The organism is Pseudomonas sp. (genome assembly GCF_030684895.1).
Classification (GTDB): domain Bacteria; phylum Pseudomonadota; class Gammaproteobacteria; order Pseudomonadales; family Pseudomonadaceae; genus Aquipseudomonas.
The window spans coordinates 13,370-28,795 of record NZ_JAUXXP010000034.1; the positions used below are offsets into that span (position 1 = coordinate 13,370).

At 61.4% G+C, this 15,426-nt stretch carries 13 protein-coding genes and 1 pseudogene; 4 read left to right on the forward strand and 10 right to left on the reverse strand.

Annotated features, from left to right (window positions below; translation table 11 throughout):
• Positions 1-49: 49 nt before the first annotated feature.
• The gene (locus Q8M42_RS06620) at positions 50-1,882 is read left to right on the forward strand and encodes an ABC transporter ATP-binding protein (RefSeq protein ID WP_304882669.1); all 1,833 of its coding nucleotides are present in this window, start codon (positions 50-52) and stop codon (positions 1,880-1,882) included.
• A gap of 24 nt (positions 1,883-1,906) precedes the next feature.
• Here the strand turns inward: Q8M42_RS06620 and Q8M42_RS06625 are convergent, their stop codons facing one another.
• From Q8M42_RS06625 to Q8M42_RS06635, 3 genes are all read right to left on the reverse strand, one after another.
• Positions 1,907-2,647, reverse strand: a complete 741-nt coding sequence (locus tag Q8M42_RS06625; protein ID WP_304882671.1) for an MgtC/SapB family protein — start codon at positions 2,645-2,647, stop codon at positions 1,907-1,909.
• A 140-nt stretch (positions 2,648-2,787) separates the two neighbouring features.
• Positions 2,788-3,264 carry a transposase gene (locus tag Q8M42_RS06630; RefSeq protein WP_304882673.1) on the reverse strand — a complete coding sequence of 159 codons (477 nt, stop codon included), beginning with the start codon at positions 3,262-3,264 and terminating at the stop codon, positions 2,788-2,790.
• Positions 3,265-3,367: 103 nt separating this feature from the next.
• On the reverse strand, positions 3,368-4,489 hold the full coding sequence (locus Q8M42_RS06635; protein WP_304882675.1) for a GNAT family N-acetyltransferase: 1,122 nt from the start codon (positions 4,487-4,489) through the stop codon (positions 3,368-3,370).
• A gap of 168 nt (positions 4,490-4,657) precedes the next feature.
• On the opposite strand from Q8M42_RS06635, the gene Q8M42_RS06640 reads away from it, so the two are divergent.
• Entirely contained in the window at positions 4,658-5,227 is a 570-nt protein-coding gene (locus Q8M42_RS06640; protein ID WP_304882677.1) for a hypothetical protein, read from the forward strand.
• A gap of 975 nt (positions 5,228-6,202) precedes the next feature.
• Here Q8M42_RS06640 and Q8M42_RS06645 read toward each other — a convergent pair.
• The 5 genes from Q8M42_RS06645 to Q8M42_RS06665 all read right to left on the reverse strand — a co-directional run bounded on the left by Q8M42_RS06645 (position 6,203) and on the right by Q8M42_RS06665 (position 10,278).
• A complete protein-coding gene (locus tag Q8M42_RS06645) occupies positions 6,203-7,555 on the reverse strand; it encodes an OprO/OprP family phosphate-selective porin (RefSeq protein WP_304866384.1) in 1,353 nt (450 codons plus the stop codon).
• Between the two features lie 224 nt (positions 7,556-7,779).
• Positions 7,780-8,379: a DoxX family protein gene (locus Q8M42_RS06650; RefSeq protein WP_304866387.1), complete on the reverse strand. Its 600-nt coding sequence runs from the start codon at positions 8,377-8,379 to the stop codon at positions 7,780-7,782.
• Between the two features lie 53 nt (positions 8,380-8,432).
• Complete coding sequence (locus Q8M42_RS06655; protein ID WP_304866390.1) at positions 8,433-9,131, reverse strand: DUF2063 domain-containing protein; 699 nt, start codon at positions 9,129-9,131, stop codon at positions 8,433-8,435.
• Positions 9,128-9,970, reverse strand: a complete 843-nt coding sequence (locus Q8M42_RS06660; protein WP_304866392.1) for a DUF692 domain-containing protein — start codon at positions 9,968-9,970, stop codon at positions 9,128-9,130. The genes Q8M42_RS06655 and Q8M42_RS06660 overlap by 4 nt, the downstream gene beginning before the upstream one ends.
• Positions 9,971-9,993: 23 nt before the next feature.
• The gene (locus Q8M42_RS06665; protein ID WP_304866395.1) at positions 9,994-10,278 is read right to left on the reverse strand and encodes a hypothetical protein; all 285 of its coding nucleotides are present in this window, start codon (positions 10,276-10,278) and stop codon (positions 9,994-9,996) included.
• 202 nt (positions 10,279-10,480) lie between these two features.
• On the opposite strand from Q8M42_RS06665, the gene plsB reads away from it, so the two are divergent.
• Together plsB and Q8M42_RS06675 are read left to right on the forward strand one after the other, a co-directional pair.
• Positions 10,481-12,964 (forward strand): glycerol-3-phosphate 1-O-acyltransferase PlsB, encoded by a 2,484-nt coding sequence (gene plsB, locus Q8M42_RS06670; protein WP_304866398.1) that lies wholly within the window; start codon positions 10,481-10,483, stop codon positions 12,962-12,964.
• 148 nt (positions 12,965-13,112) lie between these two features.
• Positions 13,113-13,328 carry a hypothetical protein gene (locus Q8M42_RS06675; protein ID WP_304866400.1) on the forward strand — a complete coding sequence of 72 codons (216 nt, stop codon included), beginning with the start codon at positions 13,113-13,115 and terminating at the stop codon, positions 13,326-13,328.
• An 85-nt stretch (positions 13,329-13,413) separates the two neighbouring features.
• On the opposite strand, the gene Q8M42_RS20925 is transcribed toward Q8M42_RS06675, so the two are convergent.
• Positions 13,414-14,544 (reverse strand): methyl-accepting chemotaxis protein, encoded by a 1,131-nt coding sequence (locus Q8M42_RS20925; RefSeq protein WP_370692708.1) that lies wholly within the window; start codon positions 14,542-14,544, stop codon positions 13,414-13,416.
• A pseudogene (locus tag Q8M42_RS20930) lies at positions 14,530-15,420 on the reverse strand (cache domain-containing protein); the annotation flags it as partial. The gene Q8M42_RS20925 and the pseudogene Q8M42_RS20930, both read right to left, overlap by 15 nt.
• Positions 15,421-15,426: the final 6 nt, after the last annotated feature.

Here is a 15,426-nt window from a genome sequence, read left to right on the forward strand (position 1 = left end):
AACTGGTTAGAATCCGGCGCTACTCCCTGATTTAGGCAGGATGCCTGACATGCTGTTCCGTCGTTTTGAAAACCTGATCGATGCCTTTAAAGCCAGCCCCGACGTCGAACCGCCGGCCGGCATGCTGGCCTTCTACGCTCACTACCTGAGGCAGGTCTGGCCGCTGATGATCGCCGTGCTGGTGGTCGGCTTCGTCGCCGCCTTGATCGAAGTGGCGCTGTTCAGCTTCCTCGGCCAACTGATCGACATGACCCAGACCACCCCGAGTGGTGAGTTCTTCGAGCAGCACCAGAACACCCTGCTGTGGATGCTGCTGGTGGCGCTGGTGATCCGTCCGCTGGTGTTCGGTCTGCACAACCTGCTGACGCACCAGACCATCAATCCTGGCCTGACCAATCTAATCCGCTGGCAGAACCATCGCTATGTGCTCAAACAGAGCCTGAACTTCTTCCAGAACGACTTCGCCGGGCGTATCGCCCAGCGCATCATGCAGACCGGCCCTTCGCTGCGCGACTCCGCCATGCAAGTGGTCGACGCGCTCTGGCATGTGCTGGTGTATGCCGCCAGTGCGCTGTACCTGTTCGCAGCAGCCGACCTGCGCCTGATTGCCCCGCTGCTGCTGTGGATTATTGGTTACTGCGCGGCACTCTGGTACTTCGTGCCACGGATCAAGCAGCGCTCTGCTGCAGCCTCAGCCGCACGGTCAAAAGTCATGGGCCGAGTGGTCGACGGCTACAGCAACATCACCACCCTCAAACTGTTTGCCCACACCCAAGTTGAGGAGCATTACGCCCGCGACGCCATGCAGGAGCTGCTTGAAAAATTCCGCCTGCAATCACGCATCATCACCACCCTGGACTTCCTGATTACCTGCCTCAACGGCCTGCTGATCGTCGGCACCGGCGCGCTGGCCCTGTGGTTGTGGGATCAGCAACTGATCAGCACTGGCGCGATTGCCCTGGCGCTTGGCTTGGTGATCCGCATCAACGGCATGGCTGAATGGATCATGTGGGTGGTCAACGGCATTTTTGAAAACGTCGGCACCGTGCAGGACGGCATGCAAACCATCGTCCAGCCGCGCCAGGTGCTCGACCAGACCGAGGCCAAGCCGCTGCACGTTAGCCAGGGCGCCGTGCAGTTCGACAACATTCACTTTCACTACGGCAAGCGCCACGGGGTAATCGCCGGTTTGAGCCTGACGGTGGCACCCGGCGAGAAGATCGGCCTGGTCGGCCCTTCCGGCGCCGGCAAATCAACCCTGGCCAACCTGCTGCTGCGCCTCTACGACCTGGAGAGCGGGCGCATCCTCATTGATGGTCAGAACATCGCCGGAGTGACTCAAGAAAGCCTGCGCGCGCAGATCGGCATGGTGACCCAGGACACCTCGCTGCTGCACCGCTCAATCCGCGACAACCTGCTCTACGGCAAACCTGGCGCCAGCGAAGAGCAATTGCTCGATGCCGTGCGCAAGGCCCGCGCCGACAGCTTTATCCCACTACTGGACGACGGCATGGGCGGCCATGGTTTCGACGCGCAGATCGGCGAGCGCGGGGTGAAACTCTCCGGCGGCCAGCGGCAACGCATCGCCATCGCCCGCGTGCTGCTCAAGGACGCACCGATCCTGGTGCTGGACGAAGCCACCTCGGCACTGGACTCGGAAATCGAAGCGGCTATCCAGGAAAGCCTGGATACCCTGATGCACGGCAAAACGGTGATCGCCATCGCCCACCGCCTATCGACCATCGCGCGCATGGATCGATTAGTAGTGATCGACCAGGGTCGCATTATCGAAACCGGCAGCCACAGTCAGCTGATCGCCCAAGGCGGCCTCTATGCGCGCCTTTGGCAGCATCAGACGGGGGGCTTTGTTGGAGTGGATTGAGGGTGAGCTGACACTTGGCGAAGCTCAGTTGCGCGCATGGGCCATCTGAAACTTCGCTACACCTTCCAGCTGCGCCAGCTCATCGGCCATATCGCTGATCCGCGCACTCTTCTGCCCGTCCACCGCCACGGCGACAAAGCGCCATTCCAGCTGGCCCTGGTCAAAGCTCACGGTGAATGAGCCACCGGCAATCACATAGCCGCGCGCACGGGCAATCTCACGCAAGCGTGCCTCATGCGGGCGGACAAAACCGGGGGCGAAACGCAGCACAATGGCAATCGCCGGGCGCGACGGCAGGCGCGCCTCCAGCTTGGCGCCCCACATCATCAACCCGGCGGAAATCAGACTAAGCAGCACCGCCGCGCCATAAAAGCCCACGCCCACCAGCACGCCAATCGCCGAAGAGGCCCAGATCGACGCTGCGGTAGTCAGGCCGCTGATGCTCATGCCGTCTTTCATGATCAGCCCAGCGCCAAGAAAACCGATACCGGTGACCACGCCCTGAATCACCCGCGTCGGGTCGACACTGGCCAATGAGTGATCACCCAACCAGTGCTGCGGGTATACGCACAACACCGTCAGTGCACAGGAGGCCATGCAGACCATGCCATAGGTGCGCATGCCCGCCGCCCGGCCATGGTATGAACGTTCATAACCGACCAGCAGGCCGAGCAACAGCGCGCCGAGCATATTCAGAAACAGGGTCAGATTGACCGCCACGCCCGGCAGCAGCCAGAACTCCTCGATCAGGGCAAATGCACTCACGACACACCTCGCGCAGCAGCGGACATGCTCTGAGCGTAGTTGCCGCCCCGCTAAACTGCGCATAAGAGATATGCGCACTATCCGTAGGAGCGGCCCATGGCCGCGAGAAAACGTGGATACACCACCAACGCGGGACCGGATCAAAACCAGATGGCATTCCAGAACGGATAATCCCCAAGCCGCTTGACCAGGCCTGCCCGCAAAGGATTGGCCACGATGTAACGGGCGACGGCTTGCAAGTCTTGCTCTTCGCGCAGGGCGTGATCATGAAAAGCTTTCGACCAGAGCGGGCCCGTTCTACTTAGGGTCCGATTGCTGTGGCGGGAGCTGGCGGACTTGAGCCGACTCACCACATCACCGAGGTTGTCGGTCTCTCCAAGCTGAAGCAACCAGTGCACATGATCCGGCATTAACACCCAGGCCAGCATGCGGCTACGTCTGAGCAAGGCGGCGTCTTCAAAACAGCGCGCGGCGGCGCAGGCCGCAGGAAAGTGGAGAAACAACGGTTCGCGATTCTCAGTTGTTGTAGTGATCAGATAAGTCGTATTGCAGATAGATGCACGGCCATTGCGTAATGCTGCGTGCCCCGGTTTTCGGTAGCTGTAACGCTCATCCATAAGCGCTCTCCTTAAGAAGCTCGCGGGCATGGCCCGCTCCTACGTCGAGGATAGACTGACAACACGCTGTTTCTGTAGGAGCGGCCCATGGCCGCGAGAAAACTCAGCTCTGGCGGTACGGCAACAGCTCGCGGGCCTGCTCTGCATAAACGCGGATGCCGTGTTGTTCCTCGGAAAGGAAGTTCGCCACGGCCGCACGCAGACCGGGGTGGCGGAGGTAGTGCCAGGAGTGGGTGATAACGGGCTCGAAGCCGCGAATCAGTTTGTGCTCGCCCTGGGCGCCGGCGTCGAAGCGTTGCAGGCCAGCGCCGATGGCAAAGTCCATGCCCTGATAGAAGCAGGTCTCGAAGTGCAGCCGGTCGAACTCTGCCAGGCAACCCCAGTAGCGCCCATACAGGCTGTCGCCGCCGACCAGGCTAAAGGCCATGGCCAGCGGTCTACCGACCTGATGGGCGAGTACCACGCGGATCATCTCGGGCATGCGCTCGGCCAGCAGGCTGAAGAAGGCGCGCGTCAGGTAGGGTGACTGGCCGCGCACGCGGTAAGTGTTGGCGTAACACAGGTAGACGAAATCCCACTCCAGCTCACTGAGCTGATGGCCCTCACGCCAGTCAAATTCGATGCCCAGCCCCGCCACTTGCTCGCGCTCTTTGCGCATCTGCTTGCGCTTGCGCGAACTGAGTGCATCGAGAAAATCCTGAAAGTCCCGATAGCTGCGGTTGCGCCAGTGAAACTGGCACCCCAGGCGCTGCAACCAACCGTCGCGGCCCTGCAGCAGGTCATTCTCGGCCTCGGTGGTGAAGTTGATATGCAGGCTCGACAGACCTTGTTGTTCCAGGCCAGCGCTCAGGCCATCGAGCAGTTGCCCGGCGGCCAGTGGCTCACCCAGCAGGCGCTGACCCGTGACAGGCGAAAAGGGAATCGCGCCAAGCAGCTTGGGGTAATAGTCGATGCCGGCGCGGTGGCAGGCATCCGCCCAGCCGTGATCGAACACGTACTCACCATAGGAATGGCTTTTCACGTAGCCCGGCATGGCCGCCAGCAGTTGGCCTTGCTCGCCGAGTAGAGCCGCATGGGCCGGCTGCCAGCCACTGCGCCCGCCAACACTGCCACTGTCCTCCAGCGCCGAGAGAAAAGCATGGCGCAAGAAAGGCTGCGCATCAGTCAGCAGAGCATCCCACTGACTGGCGGCAATTTCATGGATGGCATTCAGGCGGGTCAGCAATCTCGGCTGCTCAGTGCGGTGGCTAAGGCGGCACTATAGCTGCAAAGCTCGGTGGCCAGACAGCCGGAGATACCTGCTACAGACCCGCGCCAATCGATACGAAATGGTCATCACTCTGTAACCAAGCACGGCGAAACTCTCTTGCCAACTTCCTAGGGAGGGAATTCGATGTCCGCCAAAACAACCATTAAACCTTTATCCATTGCCTTGCTCGCAGCCTGCATCAGCGCATGCAGCAGCTATTCGACGGCCCCTGCTGCAAAGGCTGAAGCCAGCCTGAACAACGAAGACTGGTACCAGGTGCGTACCGAGGAGAAGCTGTTCCTGTTCGATGACTACAAGGTCTATCGCGACTTTCTAGTCAGCGGCAATGCACCGGTCATCAAAGACCTGGGCGAGAAGGACAAGTACGGCCAGGAAATTGTTCTGGCCCTGCGCGCTGACGATGCCGAGAAAAAGCTGGATGACGTTTCCGCCTACCGCTTCCTGCGCCAAAACATGCCACCAGCCAGTAAGTTCTATGGTGAAATCCGCCAGGACGGCATGATCTTCGTCGGCCAGCGTTACGGCGACATGATCGACCTGAACAATATCGGCGAACCGATCTTTCGTCACACCGAGATCGCCAGCGGCCCGAAGGGCGAGCGCGTGATCTACTTGATGCAAAAAGAAGAAAAGAAGCCGGAGTCACTGATCAAACAGTTCCAGCAGAACTACGGCATCACCCCCGCCAGCTGATGCTGGCCAACTTGGCAGCGGGCAATCCGCTGCCAAGCCTTCACAGCCACTCCTGCAGCACAATCCCCCGCTCCGATAACACGCCCTCTTATTCCATGCCCACGGCTGTGCCCTGAAATAACCTTGCCCCTATTGGGCACCAAACAAGGTTGCGGCAATTTCTCGGCAAGCTGGTCAGTCGCACAGTGCGATCAATGATGAGCAGCGTCCGCTTGGCCTGAATGGCGTAGCGTATCGGGGCACAAGCCGGCAAGAGCAGCTATGCGCAGGGCACTGCACTCGACGTGCAGCGCATACCTTGTGGCTAGGGGGTGCCGGTCTCTCCTAACGCGCGTTCTGGATTGCCTAAACACAGGCGCTCAGGTGCCACGCTCAGTCTGTTCTATCGCGACCAGTGGCGGCGGCTTTTGCGCCGACAGACCAACGCCTTACCGCAGTGGCAGTCGCTCGGCCCCTGATAGTTGCTCTAAAACCTTCGATGTATAGAGCCACAATTACCAGCGCACCGCGAAACTGCTGATAGCGCTCGCGCGACAGCCCCCTCGACCACAGTCGTATGCTCATAAAAACGCTCTGTACCTGTTTATTACCTATTGCATGCCATGGGCCGCGTGCAGCGTGCGCACCACGCAGGGCTCGTCCGGGCAGTTGGATCGTGCGCGTTCTGCTGAGTCATCCCGAACAGCTATACGGTGCATGAATCGCGGTAAAACGTAGGGTGGGTTAGGCGCGAACCGGGATCAGGCAAACACCACCGACTTTCAACGCGCCGTAACCCACCATGGCGGTCTACCGGCAAACCGCAATGGTGGGTTACGCGGCGCCCGAATTGCGTGATGCCGCCCATCACGAGCCTCAGCGCCACTAACCCACCCTACAAAAGCAGCCTGCAACACAGTTTTGGTACAGCGCCATAAAAAAGCCCCGCACAAGGCGGGGCTATCAAAGGAGCAGCGAAAACGAAGTTACAGCTTATTAGAAGACGTACTGGGCACGTATGGAGATAGCATTGCCACTATCATCGGTGTCGCCGGCAGCAAAACGACCTGGCTGCAACTTGACGGTGTCATTGTCAGTCGAAGTCATCAGGTAGTTGGCCGATACCTTGACCGCCTCGTTGACGTACCAGTTGACACCCAAGGTATGCACCTTAGCTTCGGTTTCGTCGATGGTGACACCGCCCACAGTGGCCATGATGTCATCGTCCTGCACATTCAGGTTGTCGTAACGGTAGAAGACTTCCCAAGCGCCGGTTTGCTTGTTGCTCGGCTTGATGGAGTCAAACTTGGCACCGTCCAGTTTGTAGATGCGCGACTCACCCGTCAGGGTGTAAGCCAGCTGTACGTTATAGCCGGTAGCTTCGCGATCACCGTTAGCCGCATAGCCACCCAGGTTGCGCTTGAGGTATTCACTCTGCACGGAGAACGGGCCGGTCATATACGCGAACTCGAGCCCCACTACCGCATCGTCCTCGAAGCCGGCAGCATCGCTGTTACCCAGGCTCAGTGCGCCCGAGTTTACGTTGGTGGCGTTCTCGGTTAGACCACGCACACCCAGACGCGAGGTGATGGCACCGTTGAAACGGGTGCCGTCACGCTCGTTGCCGTAACTGCGTTTGGCATAGTCAAGACCGAAGTGCAGTACTTGGTTCTCGCTGACAATTGGCGCGAACACGCCACGAACGAAGAAGCTGTTGACGTCCTTGCCGTTCTCATCTTCGAGGCTGTTGCTGGAGTCCTGCTGCTGCACGCTGGCAGAGCCATAGAACATCCCGGCAGTGGTGCCGTTAACCTGAATACCCATGCCGCCTTCGTGGTCGGTGGTCCACGATGCCAGATCCAGAATTGCCGAACGCTCAATAGCGGTAACCCACTTGGAGCTGGTGGCCTTTTCCAGGCTGAAGTCCGGGTCGAAACGACCGATGCGGATATTAACCGGGGCAAAACCGGTGTAAGTGATGGAGGCTTCGTCGAACTTGTTGCTGCCGCTGCGGTTATCACCGAAGTCGACGTTCATCTGGTATTTCCAGTCCTTGTAGTTACCACCGAACTCCAGCTGGGCGCGACGCAGGTACGCCTCATTACCGGTCTCGTTGTTGGTGGTATAGAAACCGTCGAACGAATCGAAGTCAGCCTGGATACGGCCACCCAGCTTGAAGCTGTATTGCTTATCGGTGGTAGCGACTTCCAGACCGCCCTTGGTCTTGATAACGATATCGGTACCGTCAGTGGTAACAGTACCTGCGAAAGCCTGGGTGGAAACGGCCAGTGCCAGAGCGCTGGTTGCGAAGCCGGCCACTACTCCACGAAAGCTGTGCTTACGGATCATCGAAGATTCCCCTAATGGTCTTTAAGTGTTGAAAACACCCGAGCGTCTGGGCTCGTTCGTGCTGGAGGGAATCTTGGCGACGGGATATTTCAGGGCAGTTGCTGATATATAAATATTTGATGACAGCGGAACTTTTTACTTCCTTTACCTATAAGCAGTGAAAATCGCTCTAGACCGGCGCTTCCAGCGGCCCACCGCCCTTGCAGCGGCGGGCCATATTCGACTCAAGGCTGCTGACGCAATGCCCGGTTAAACCAATAGTCCAGGCTTAACCAACGCCCGGCGCCACTGAAAAACAGCGTCACCAGCATCACCAGGTAGGTGGCGGCAAACTCGATGCCGTTGTTCAGCACCACCAGCTTGCCGCTGCTGGTCAGCCAGTCGTAATTGCCATGTTCCTTGAGCAGCTCGCGCGCGCGCGCAAGCTTGTCCACCGAATCCAACACCCGCTCATTGGCGAACGGCGCGCTGGCATCGGCAATCGCCTGCCAGCCGTAGGGCAGGTGCACGGCGAAGATCGCCACCAGCATGGTGACGATCAACGGAATACTCACCCAGCGTACCGCCAGGCCAAACAACAGCAGCAGCGCCCCGCCCGCCTCAGTCAGGGCCGCCGCCCAGGCCAGCAGCTCGGGGAATGGCAAACCCAGCCCCCAGTCAGGGTTGCCAAACCAGGCGGCGGTGGCATCGATATCGGCCAGCTTGTGCATGCCCGCCATCCAGAACACCGGCACCAGATACAGGCGCAGCAGCAACGGGCCAATAAAATCGAGGCGGCGAGTAGCGTCCAGGGCATCCTGGAGACGATTGAAAAAGCTCAGCATGGTGAATCTCCACAAGCCGGCGCGTGGCGCCGAGGGTCAGGTACTGCGAGGGGTTAAGGGCGCCAGATGCCCTGGCGTTGCCAGTCATCCAGCAGGGTTTTGGCATTGTTGAAATAAGCGTTGTCGGCGCTTAGCCCATGTTGCTGCGCCAGCTCCAGCAGGGCGTGCTTAGCAGGCTCACCGGTCTGCAGGCGCGCCGCCAGTTGATAGGCGAATGGGCTGAGCTGCATAAAGCGCACCCTGTCCTGCCCATCGCGCCAGACCAGCAAGCAGGTAGGCTCGTCCGGCGGCGTTGCCGGCTGGAAGTCGCCACCAATACGCTGCACCGGCCACTGATAGGCCAGCGGCCAGGCCAGTGGCGACCAGCCCTGTGTGGGCAGCTCGGCTTCGCTGACGTCCAGCGCCAACTCGACCCACTCGTAATGCGCCAGCTCCAGAATAAACGGCGGATCACCCGCCTCGGCGACATAGCCCTGCTGCAACCAGGCGAGAAACTCCTGACTGATCTGCAGAAAATACGGCGTGCGCGCCTGATGCTCGGCGATAAAACTGCGCACCAGGCGCTGCCAGCGACTGGCCTCGATCAGCCGCTGCAGCACGGGGAAGGCGCCGCTGATAAAGCCTTCGATATTGTTGAAGAACAGCTCTTCGTACACCGCCATACGCTCGGCACTAATACCATCGAGCAGCGGCTGCTCTGCCGGTTGGCGAATCCGCGCGGCAAACGCGCGCTGCGCTTCGACGCCACTCATGTGCCGTAACTCCGTAACGGTGCCGCTGCCGTTTGCAGCTGACGAATCTGCGCCACCTCGGCATACAACTCGGCAATCGGCGGGAAGTTGAAGTCGCGTTCCAGCAAGGTCGGGCGCACGCCGTGCACGGCGTAGGCCTGTTCCAGCAGCGCCCAGACCGGGTCGATCACCGGGGCGCCGTGGGTGTCGATTTTCAGATCATGGGCCTCATCGTAATGCCCGGCCACATGCAGATAGGCGATGCGCGCACTGGGCATGGCCGCGATATAGGCCGGCGCAGCGAAGTTGAAATTGATGCTGTTAACGAAGACGTTATTCACGTCCAGCAACAGCTGGCAGTCGGCCTCATCCAGCACCGCGCGGACAAACGCCGCTTCATCCAGCTCGCCCGGCAACTGTGCGTAGGCCGAGACGTTCTCGATAATCAGCGGTCGTTCCAGCACGTCCTGCACGATACGCACGCGCTCGGCAATGCGCAGCACCGACTCCTCGGAAAACGGCAGCGGCATCAGGTCATACAGCTGGCCATGGTCGGCACAGGCCGACAGGTGCTCGCTGTAACCGCGCACGCCATGCAGATCAAGAAAGCCCTTGATGGCCTTAAGCAGCTCAATATCCAGCGGGGCAAAACCACCGAGGTTGAGGGACAGGCCATGGCAGAGCAGCGGTAGGCGTTCGCTCAGGGCACGCAATTGCTTGCCCAGGCGCCCGCCGACACCGATCCAGTTCTCCGGCGCCAGCTCGAGGAAGTCCACCTCGCCTGCGCTGCAGTCCTGCAGCGCACCCAGCAGGCCGCGCCGCAGGCCCAGCCCGGCACCGTTAACGAAATCCATCTGCATACTCTGCCCCTGTACTCAGTCTGTTACTCGGCTTTCTTGTCGGCGCCGCACTTGCCTTCACCGCATTTGCCCTCGCCTTCGGCCTTGGCTTCGCCACCGCACTTACCTTCACCCTCGGCTTTCTTCATTTCGCCGCCGCATTTGCCTTCGCCACAGCTGCCTTCGGCGGATTTTTCGCCCGCTGCCAGGCTGTAGCCGCTGCTCAGCTCCTGCGCGGCAAACGGGTTGCTCGCGGCCTGCACGCTAAATGCGGCGCTGCTCAGCAGTACCGCGCCCAGGGATGCAACAACAGTGTTCAGATGGTTCATGGCAACGCTCCAATGGTGGTTCACAGTAGCGGCCGATTGGCTGCCTCGACCCAATAGACGAGGCCGACAGGCGGCTGTTACAGATAACCCTTAAAAAGAATTCCGCGCGGGCTAAACCCTAGAAGATTTTTGCCGCCAGCCAAGCGATCCGGCACACTACGCCCCCCGAGCAAATGCTCGTTTTCAAGCCTGCAGACTCCGTATGACCCGATCTCCGTTCCGCCGTCTCGTTTTTGGCACCCTGCGCCGCGTGCTGTACCTCTGGGTGCGCTCGGAAACCATTAACCAGTCCGCCTTTACCCTCAAGCTCGACCGCAGCAAGCCGGTGTTCTACGTGCTGCAGCAGCCGTCGCTGAGTGACCTGGCCGTGGTCGATACCGAGTGCCGCAAGGCCGGCCTGCCGCGCCCGGTGCTGCCGGTGGCCGTGGGTGAGTTGCTGGAGCCTGCCGCCTTCTTCTACCTGACGCCTGAGCCCGACTGGCTCGGCCGGCAGGACAAACGCGGCATCTCGCCCACCCTGCAACGCCTGGTCAGCGCGCTGAGCCAGCATGCGGTGGACGATGCGCAGATCATTCCGGTCAGCGTGTTCTGGGGCCAATCACCGGACCGTGAAACCAGCCCGTGGAAGCTGCTGTTCGCCGACAGCTGGGCAGTTACCGGGCGTCTGCGCCGCCTGATCAGCATCCTGATTCTCGGGCGCAAGACCCGCGTGCAGTTCTCCACGCCGATTCATCTGCGCGAGCTGGTCGAACAGGACAAAGGCCACGAGCGCACCCTGCGCATGGTCCAGCGCATCCTGCGCGTGCACTTCCGTAATCAGAAGGCCGCGGTAATCGGCCCGGACGTGTCGCACCGGCGCAACCTGGTCAAAGGCCTGGTGCACGGCCCGCAGGTGCGTCAGGCGATCATCGAAGAAGCCGAGCGCGAGAACATCAGCCTGGAGAAGGCCGAAAGTCAGGCCCTGCGCTATGGCAACGAGATCGCCTCGGACTACACCTATACCGCCATTCGCTTCCTCGAGCTGGTGCTGAGCTGGTTCTGGAACAAGATCTACGACGGCATCAAGGTCAACCATATCGAGGGCGTGCAGGAAGTCGCCCAGGGCCACGAGGTGATCTATGTGCCCTGCCACCGCAGCCATATCGACTACCTGCTGCTGTCCTACCTGCTGTTTCGCAATGGCCTGACGCCGCCGCATATCGCCGCCGGCATCAACCTGAATATGCCGGTGATCGGCGGCCTGCTACGGCGTGGCGGCGCGTTCTTTATGCGCCGCACCTTCAAGGGCAACCCGCTGTACACCGCGGTGTTCAACGAATACCTGCACACCCTGTTCAGCAAGGGCTTCCCGGTCGAGTACTTCGTCGAAGGCGGCCGCTCGCGCACCGGGCGCATGCTGCAACCGAAAACCGGCATGCTGGCCATCACCATGCGCAGCTTTTTGCGCAGCAACCGCCTGCCGGTGGTGTTCGTGCCGGTGTATATCGGCTACGAGCGTGTGCTGGAAGGCCGCACCTACCTCGGCGAGCTGCGCGGCGCGAGCAAGAAGAAAGAGTCGATCTTCGACATCTTCAAGGTCATCGGCGCGCTCAAGCAGCGCTTTGGCCATGTCTGGGTCAACTTCGGCGAGCCGATCAAACTGGCGGAATTCCTCGACAGCGAGCAACCCGATTGGCGCACGCAGGATTACGGCACCCAGTACCGCCCGGCCTGGCTCAATGAAGCCACCAACAACCTCGGCGAGCGGGTAGCCCAGCACCTCAACGAGGCGGCGGCGATCAACCCGGTCAACCTGGTGGCCCTGGCGCTGCTCTCCACCAGCAAATTGGCGCTGGATGACCGCGCCCTGTCGCGGGTGCTCGACCTCTATCTGGCCCTGCTGCGCAGCGTGCCCTACTCGCCACACACCACCTTGCCGGACGGCAACGGCCAGGCGCTGATCGAATACGTGCAGAAGATGAACCTGCTCGCCGAACAGAAGGATGCCCTCGGCAAGATCCTCTATCTGGACGAGCACAACGCCGTTCTGATGACCTACTACCGCAACAACGTGCTGCACATCTTCGCCCTGCCGGCGCTGCTGGCGAGCTTCTTCCAGAGCAGTTCACGGATGAGCCGCGAGCAGATCCTGCGCTTTACCCGCGCGCTCTACCCCTACCTGCAAGCCGAGCTGTTTATCCGCTGGAACCTGGATGAGCTGGACGGTGTGGTCGATCAATGGCTGGCCGCCTTCGTTGAACAGGGCCTGCTCAAGCTCGATGGCGACATGTACGTGCGCCCGGCGCCAAGCTCGCGCGAGTTCGTCCTGCTCACCCTGCTGGCCCGCGCCATCGTGCAGACCCTGCAGCGCTTCTATATGGCCACTGCCCTGCTGCTGAATGCCGGGCAGAACGCCATCAGCGCCGAAGAGCTGGAAGACCTCTGCACCGTGATGGCCCAGCGCCTGTCGATCCTGCATGGCCTCAACGCCCCGGAGTTCTTCGACAAGAGCCTGTTCCGCCACTTTATCCAGAGCCTGCTGGAGCATGGCGTGCTGCGTCAGGACGAAGCCGGCAAACTCAGCCACCACCCGCTGCTCAGCGAACTGGCCGAAGGCGCCGCCAAGCGCGTGCTGCCGGCGGAGATTCGCCTGTCGATTCGCCAGGTGGCCATGGATCGCAACGCGGATGTCGCCGAGCCGGTATAAACCGGCCTGGTCATGGCTCTACGGAATCTGTAGGAGCGGCCCATGGCCGCGAATAAGGCATATGCCTAGCGTGGTCATCGCGGGCATGGCCCGCTCCTACGTCCTGCGACCCGATCCTCCCTACACAGCCCCAAGTCCTGCGAACGCCATGCCCCCAGACAACGACCCAAGCAGCAAACCATCGCGCGCCGAGTTTCACCAGGCCAACCAGGCCCGCGCCGAAGTTGAAGCGCAGCGCCTGTTGACAGCCAAGGCCGAACTTGGCGCCCGCTGGCTTAGCTGGGTTGCTGCCGAGTTGTACGCCCTAAAACCCGCCGCCTACGCGCAGATGGTGCGCCGCGAGCTGCAGCGCTTAAACGCCTAACAACCTGTAGCCCGGATGCAACCAGGGGAAGCCTAGCGCCCTGCATGTCCGCTCCCGGATTGCATCCGGGCTACGAAGCTGGCTGCTAGCCGCGACTTAACCCGGTCAGGCGTGACGACAACGCCTGCATGGCGCTGCTGACCTGATCCAGTGCCTGGGCATCGCGGGCGTTTTCTTCGCTGATGCTGTGGATGCGCACCGCCAGTTCGTTGATCTCCTGAGTCACATGGCTTTGCTGCTGCGCCGCCACAGCGATCTGCTGGGCGCGCTGGGAAATATCATCGAAGCTCTGCACCGTACTGGACAGCGCCGTCGCCGCGCCTTCGGCCTCGACCACCGCGTGTTCGGTACGCGCCTCGCCGGCTTGCATCGCCTGCACCGCCTGGCGTGAGGCCTGCTGCAGCGCGCTGATCATGGTGCTGATCTCATTGGCCGAGGCCTGGGTTTTACCCGCCAGGGTGCGCACCTCATCGGCCACCACGGCAAAACCACGGCCCTGCTCACCGGCCCGCGCAGCCTCGATGGCGGCATTCAGCGCCAGCAGGTTGGTCTGTTCGGAAATCGCCTTGATCACATCCAGCACCGCGCCGACCTGCTGGCTGTCTTTCTCCAGCCGACTGATCACCATGGCCGCACCGGCCATTTCCGCCGACAGCGCCTGAATTGCCGAGCTGTTGGAGGCCACCTTCTGCTGCCCCTGCTGCACCACCAGCAGTGAACTCTGCGCAGTATTGGCGCAGTCGTTGGTGTTCTGCGCCACTTCCTGGGCACTCGACGACATCTCGGTAATCGCCGCCGCCAGCTGGGTGTTCTCTTGGCGCTGCTGCTCGGCGCGCCCGGCCAGGGTGCTGCTGAGGCCGCCCAGTTGCGCGGCTTCGGCCTGCAGATGGTCGGCTTCTTCGGCGATCCGCTGGAGCATGGTGCGCAACTGTCCGGCATAGCGATTGACCGCGTGGCGCAGTGCGCCGATTTCATCCTCACGCTCCACACTCAGTTCAACATCGCGGCTGGCCGAACCCCGGCCCAAGGAGTCAATCTGCGCGGTGGTTTCTTCCAGTTGGCCGATCAGCTTGCGCCCCGCCAACCAGGCCAGCGCCAGCAACACCGCCAGCAGTGGCAGGAGGAACAGCAGAATCTCCCAGGTCAGCGCCCGCGCCAGGCCGGTAACCCGCTCCTGCGGGGTGACCAGGCCGATGACCCAGCCGGTGTCGGGCATCACAAACAGGCTGACGCGGCTGGCCTGCTTGAGCTGTTCATCCTGTTGCAGATCAAGGTTACGAATCGCCCCTGAGCTGCTGCTGGTCAGCGCCGCCTGCACCGGCTTGAGCCAACTGTGCTGCTGTGCCAGGTCGGCAAACTTGAGCATCGCACTGCCCTTACCCCCGGTTATACCGGGGAAATGCAGCACGTTACCGGCCTGATCGAGGGCGAAGGCGTAACCATCGGTGACCTTGCCCTGCTCGGTGAGAAAGCGCGCCAGATCGTCCAGCAGCAGATCCAGGGTGGCGACGCCGGCAAAGCGCCCGGCAAGCTGGTAAGGCACGCTGCAGGTGACCATCGGTACGCCAGTGAACACATCCTGATAAGCCTCTGACCACAAGCATCGTCCTGCCTTGCTGCTGCGCGCGCCGGTGTACCAGGCATCGTTGTGGTAACCGGGACCATCGGCGGCGTTGTAGTCGTCGGAATAAGCCAGGCGGCCATCCGCGCCGCGCGCCCAGAAGAAACTGCGCCGCGCCGCGCCCTCGCTAAAAGCATTTGGCTCCGGCCACACACCACCGCCGGCAATCGCCTTATCACCTTGACTGTCGATCAGATTGGGCAGGCTGTTGAGGTACAGCGGCTCTTCACGCGGCAGCACTTCGGCCAGATGCGCCAGGCTGGCCGTCACCCCTTCAATGCGCGCCAACTGCAACGCCAGCTGGCGCACGATGGCGCTGCCGGTCTGCTCGATCAGCTCGCCACTGGCCGCCACCACACGCGGCTGGCCACGCAGGGCCATCACGGCAAACACCGCCAGCGCGGTCAGAATCAGAAGGACGATGCAACCCAGGGTCAAACGCTGCGACAGCCGAACGGGGACAAAAGCCATGCGATT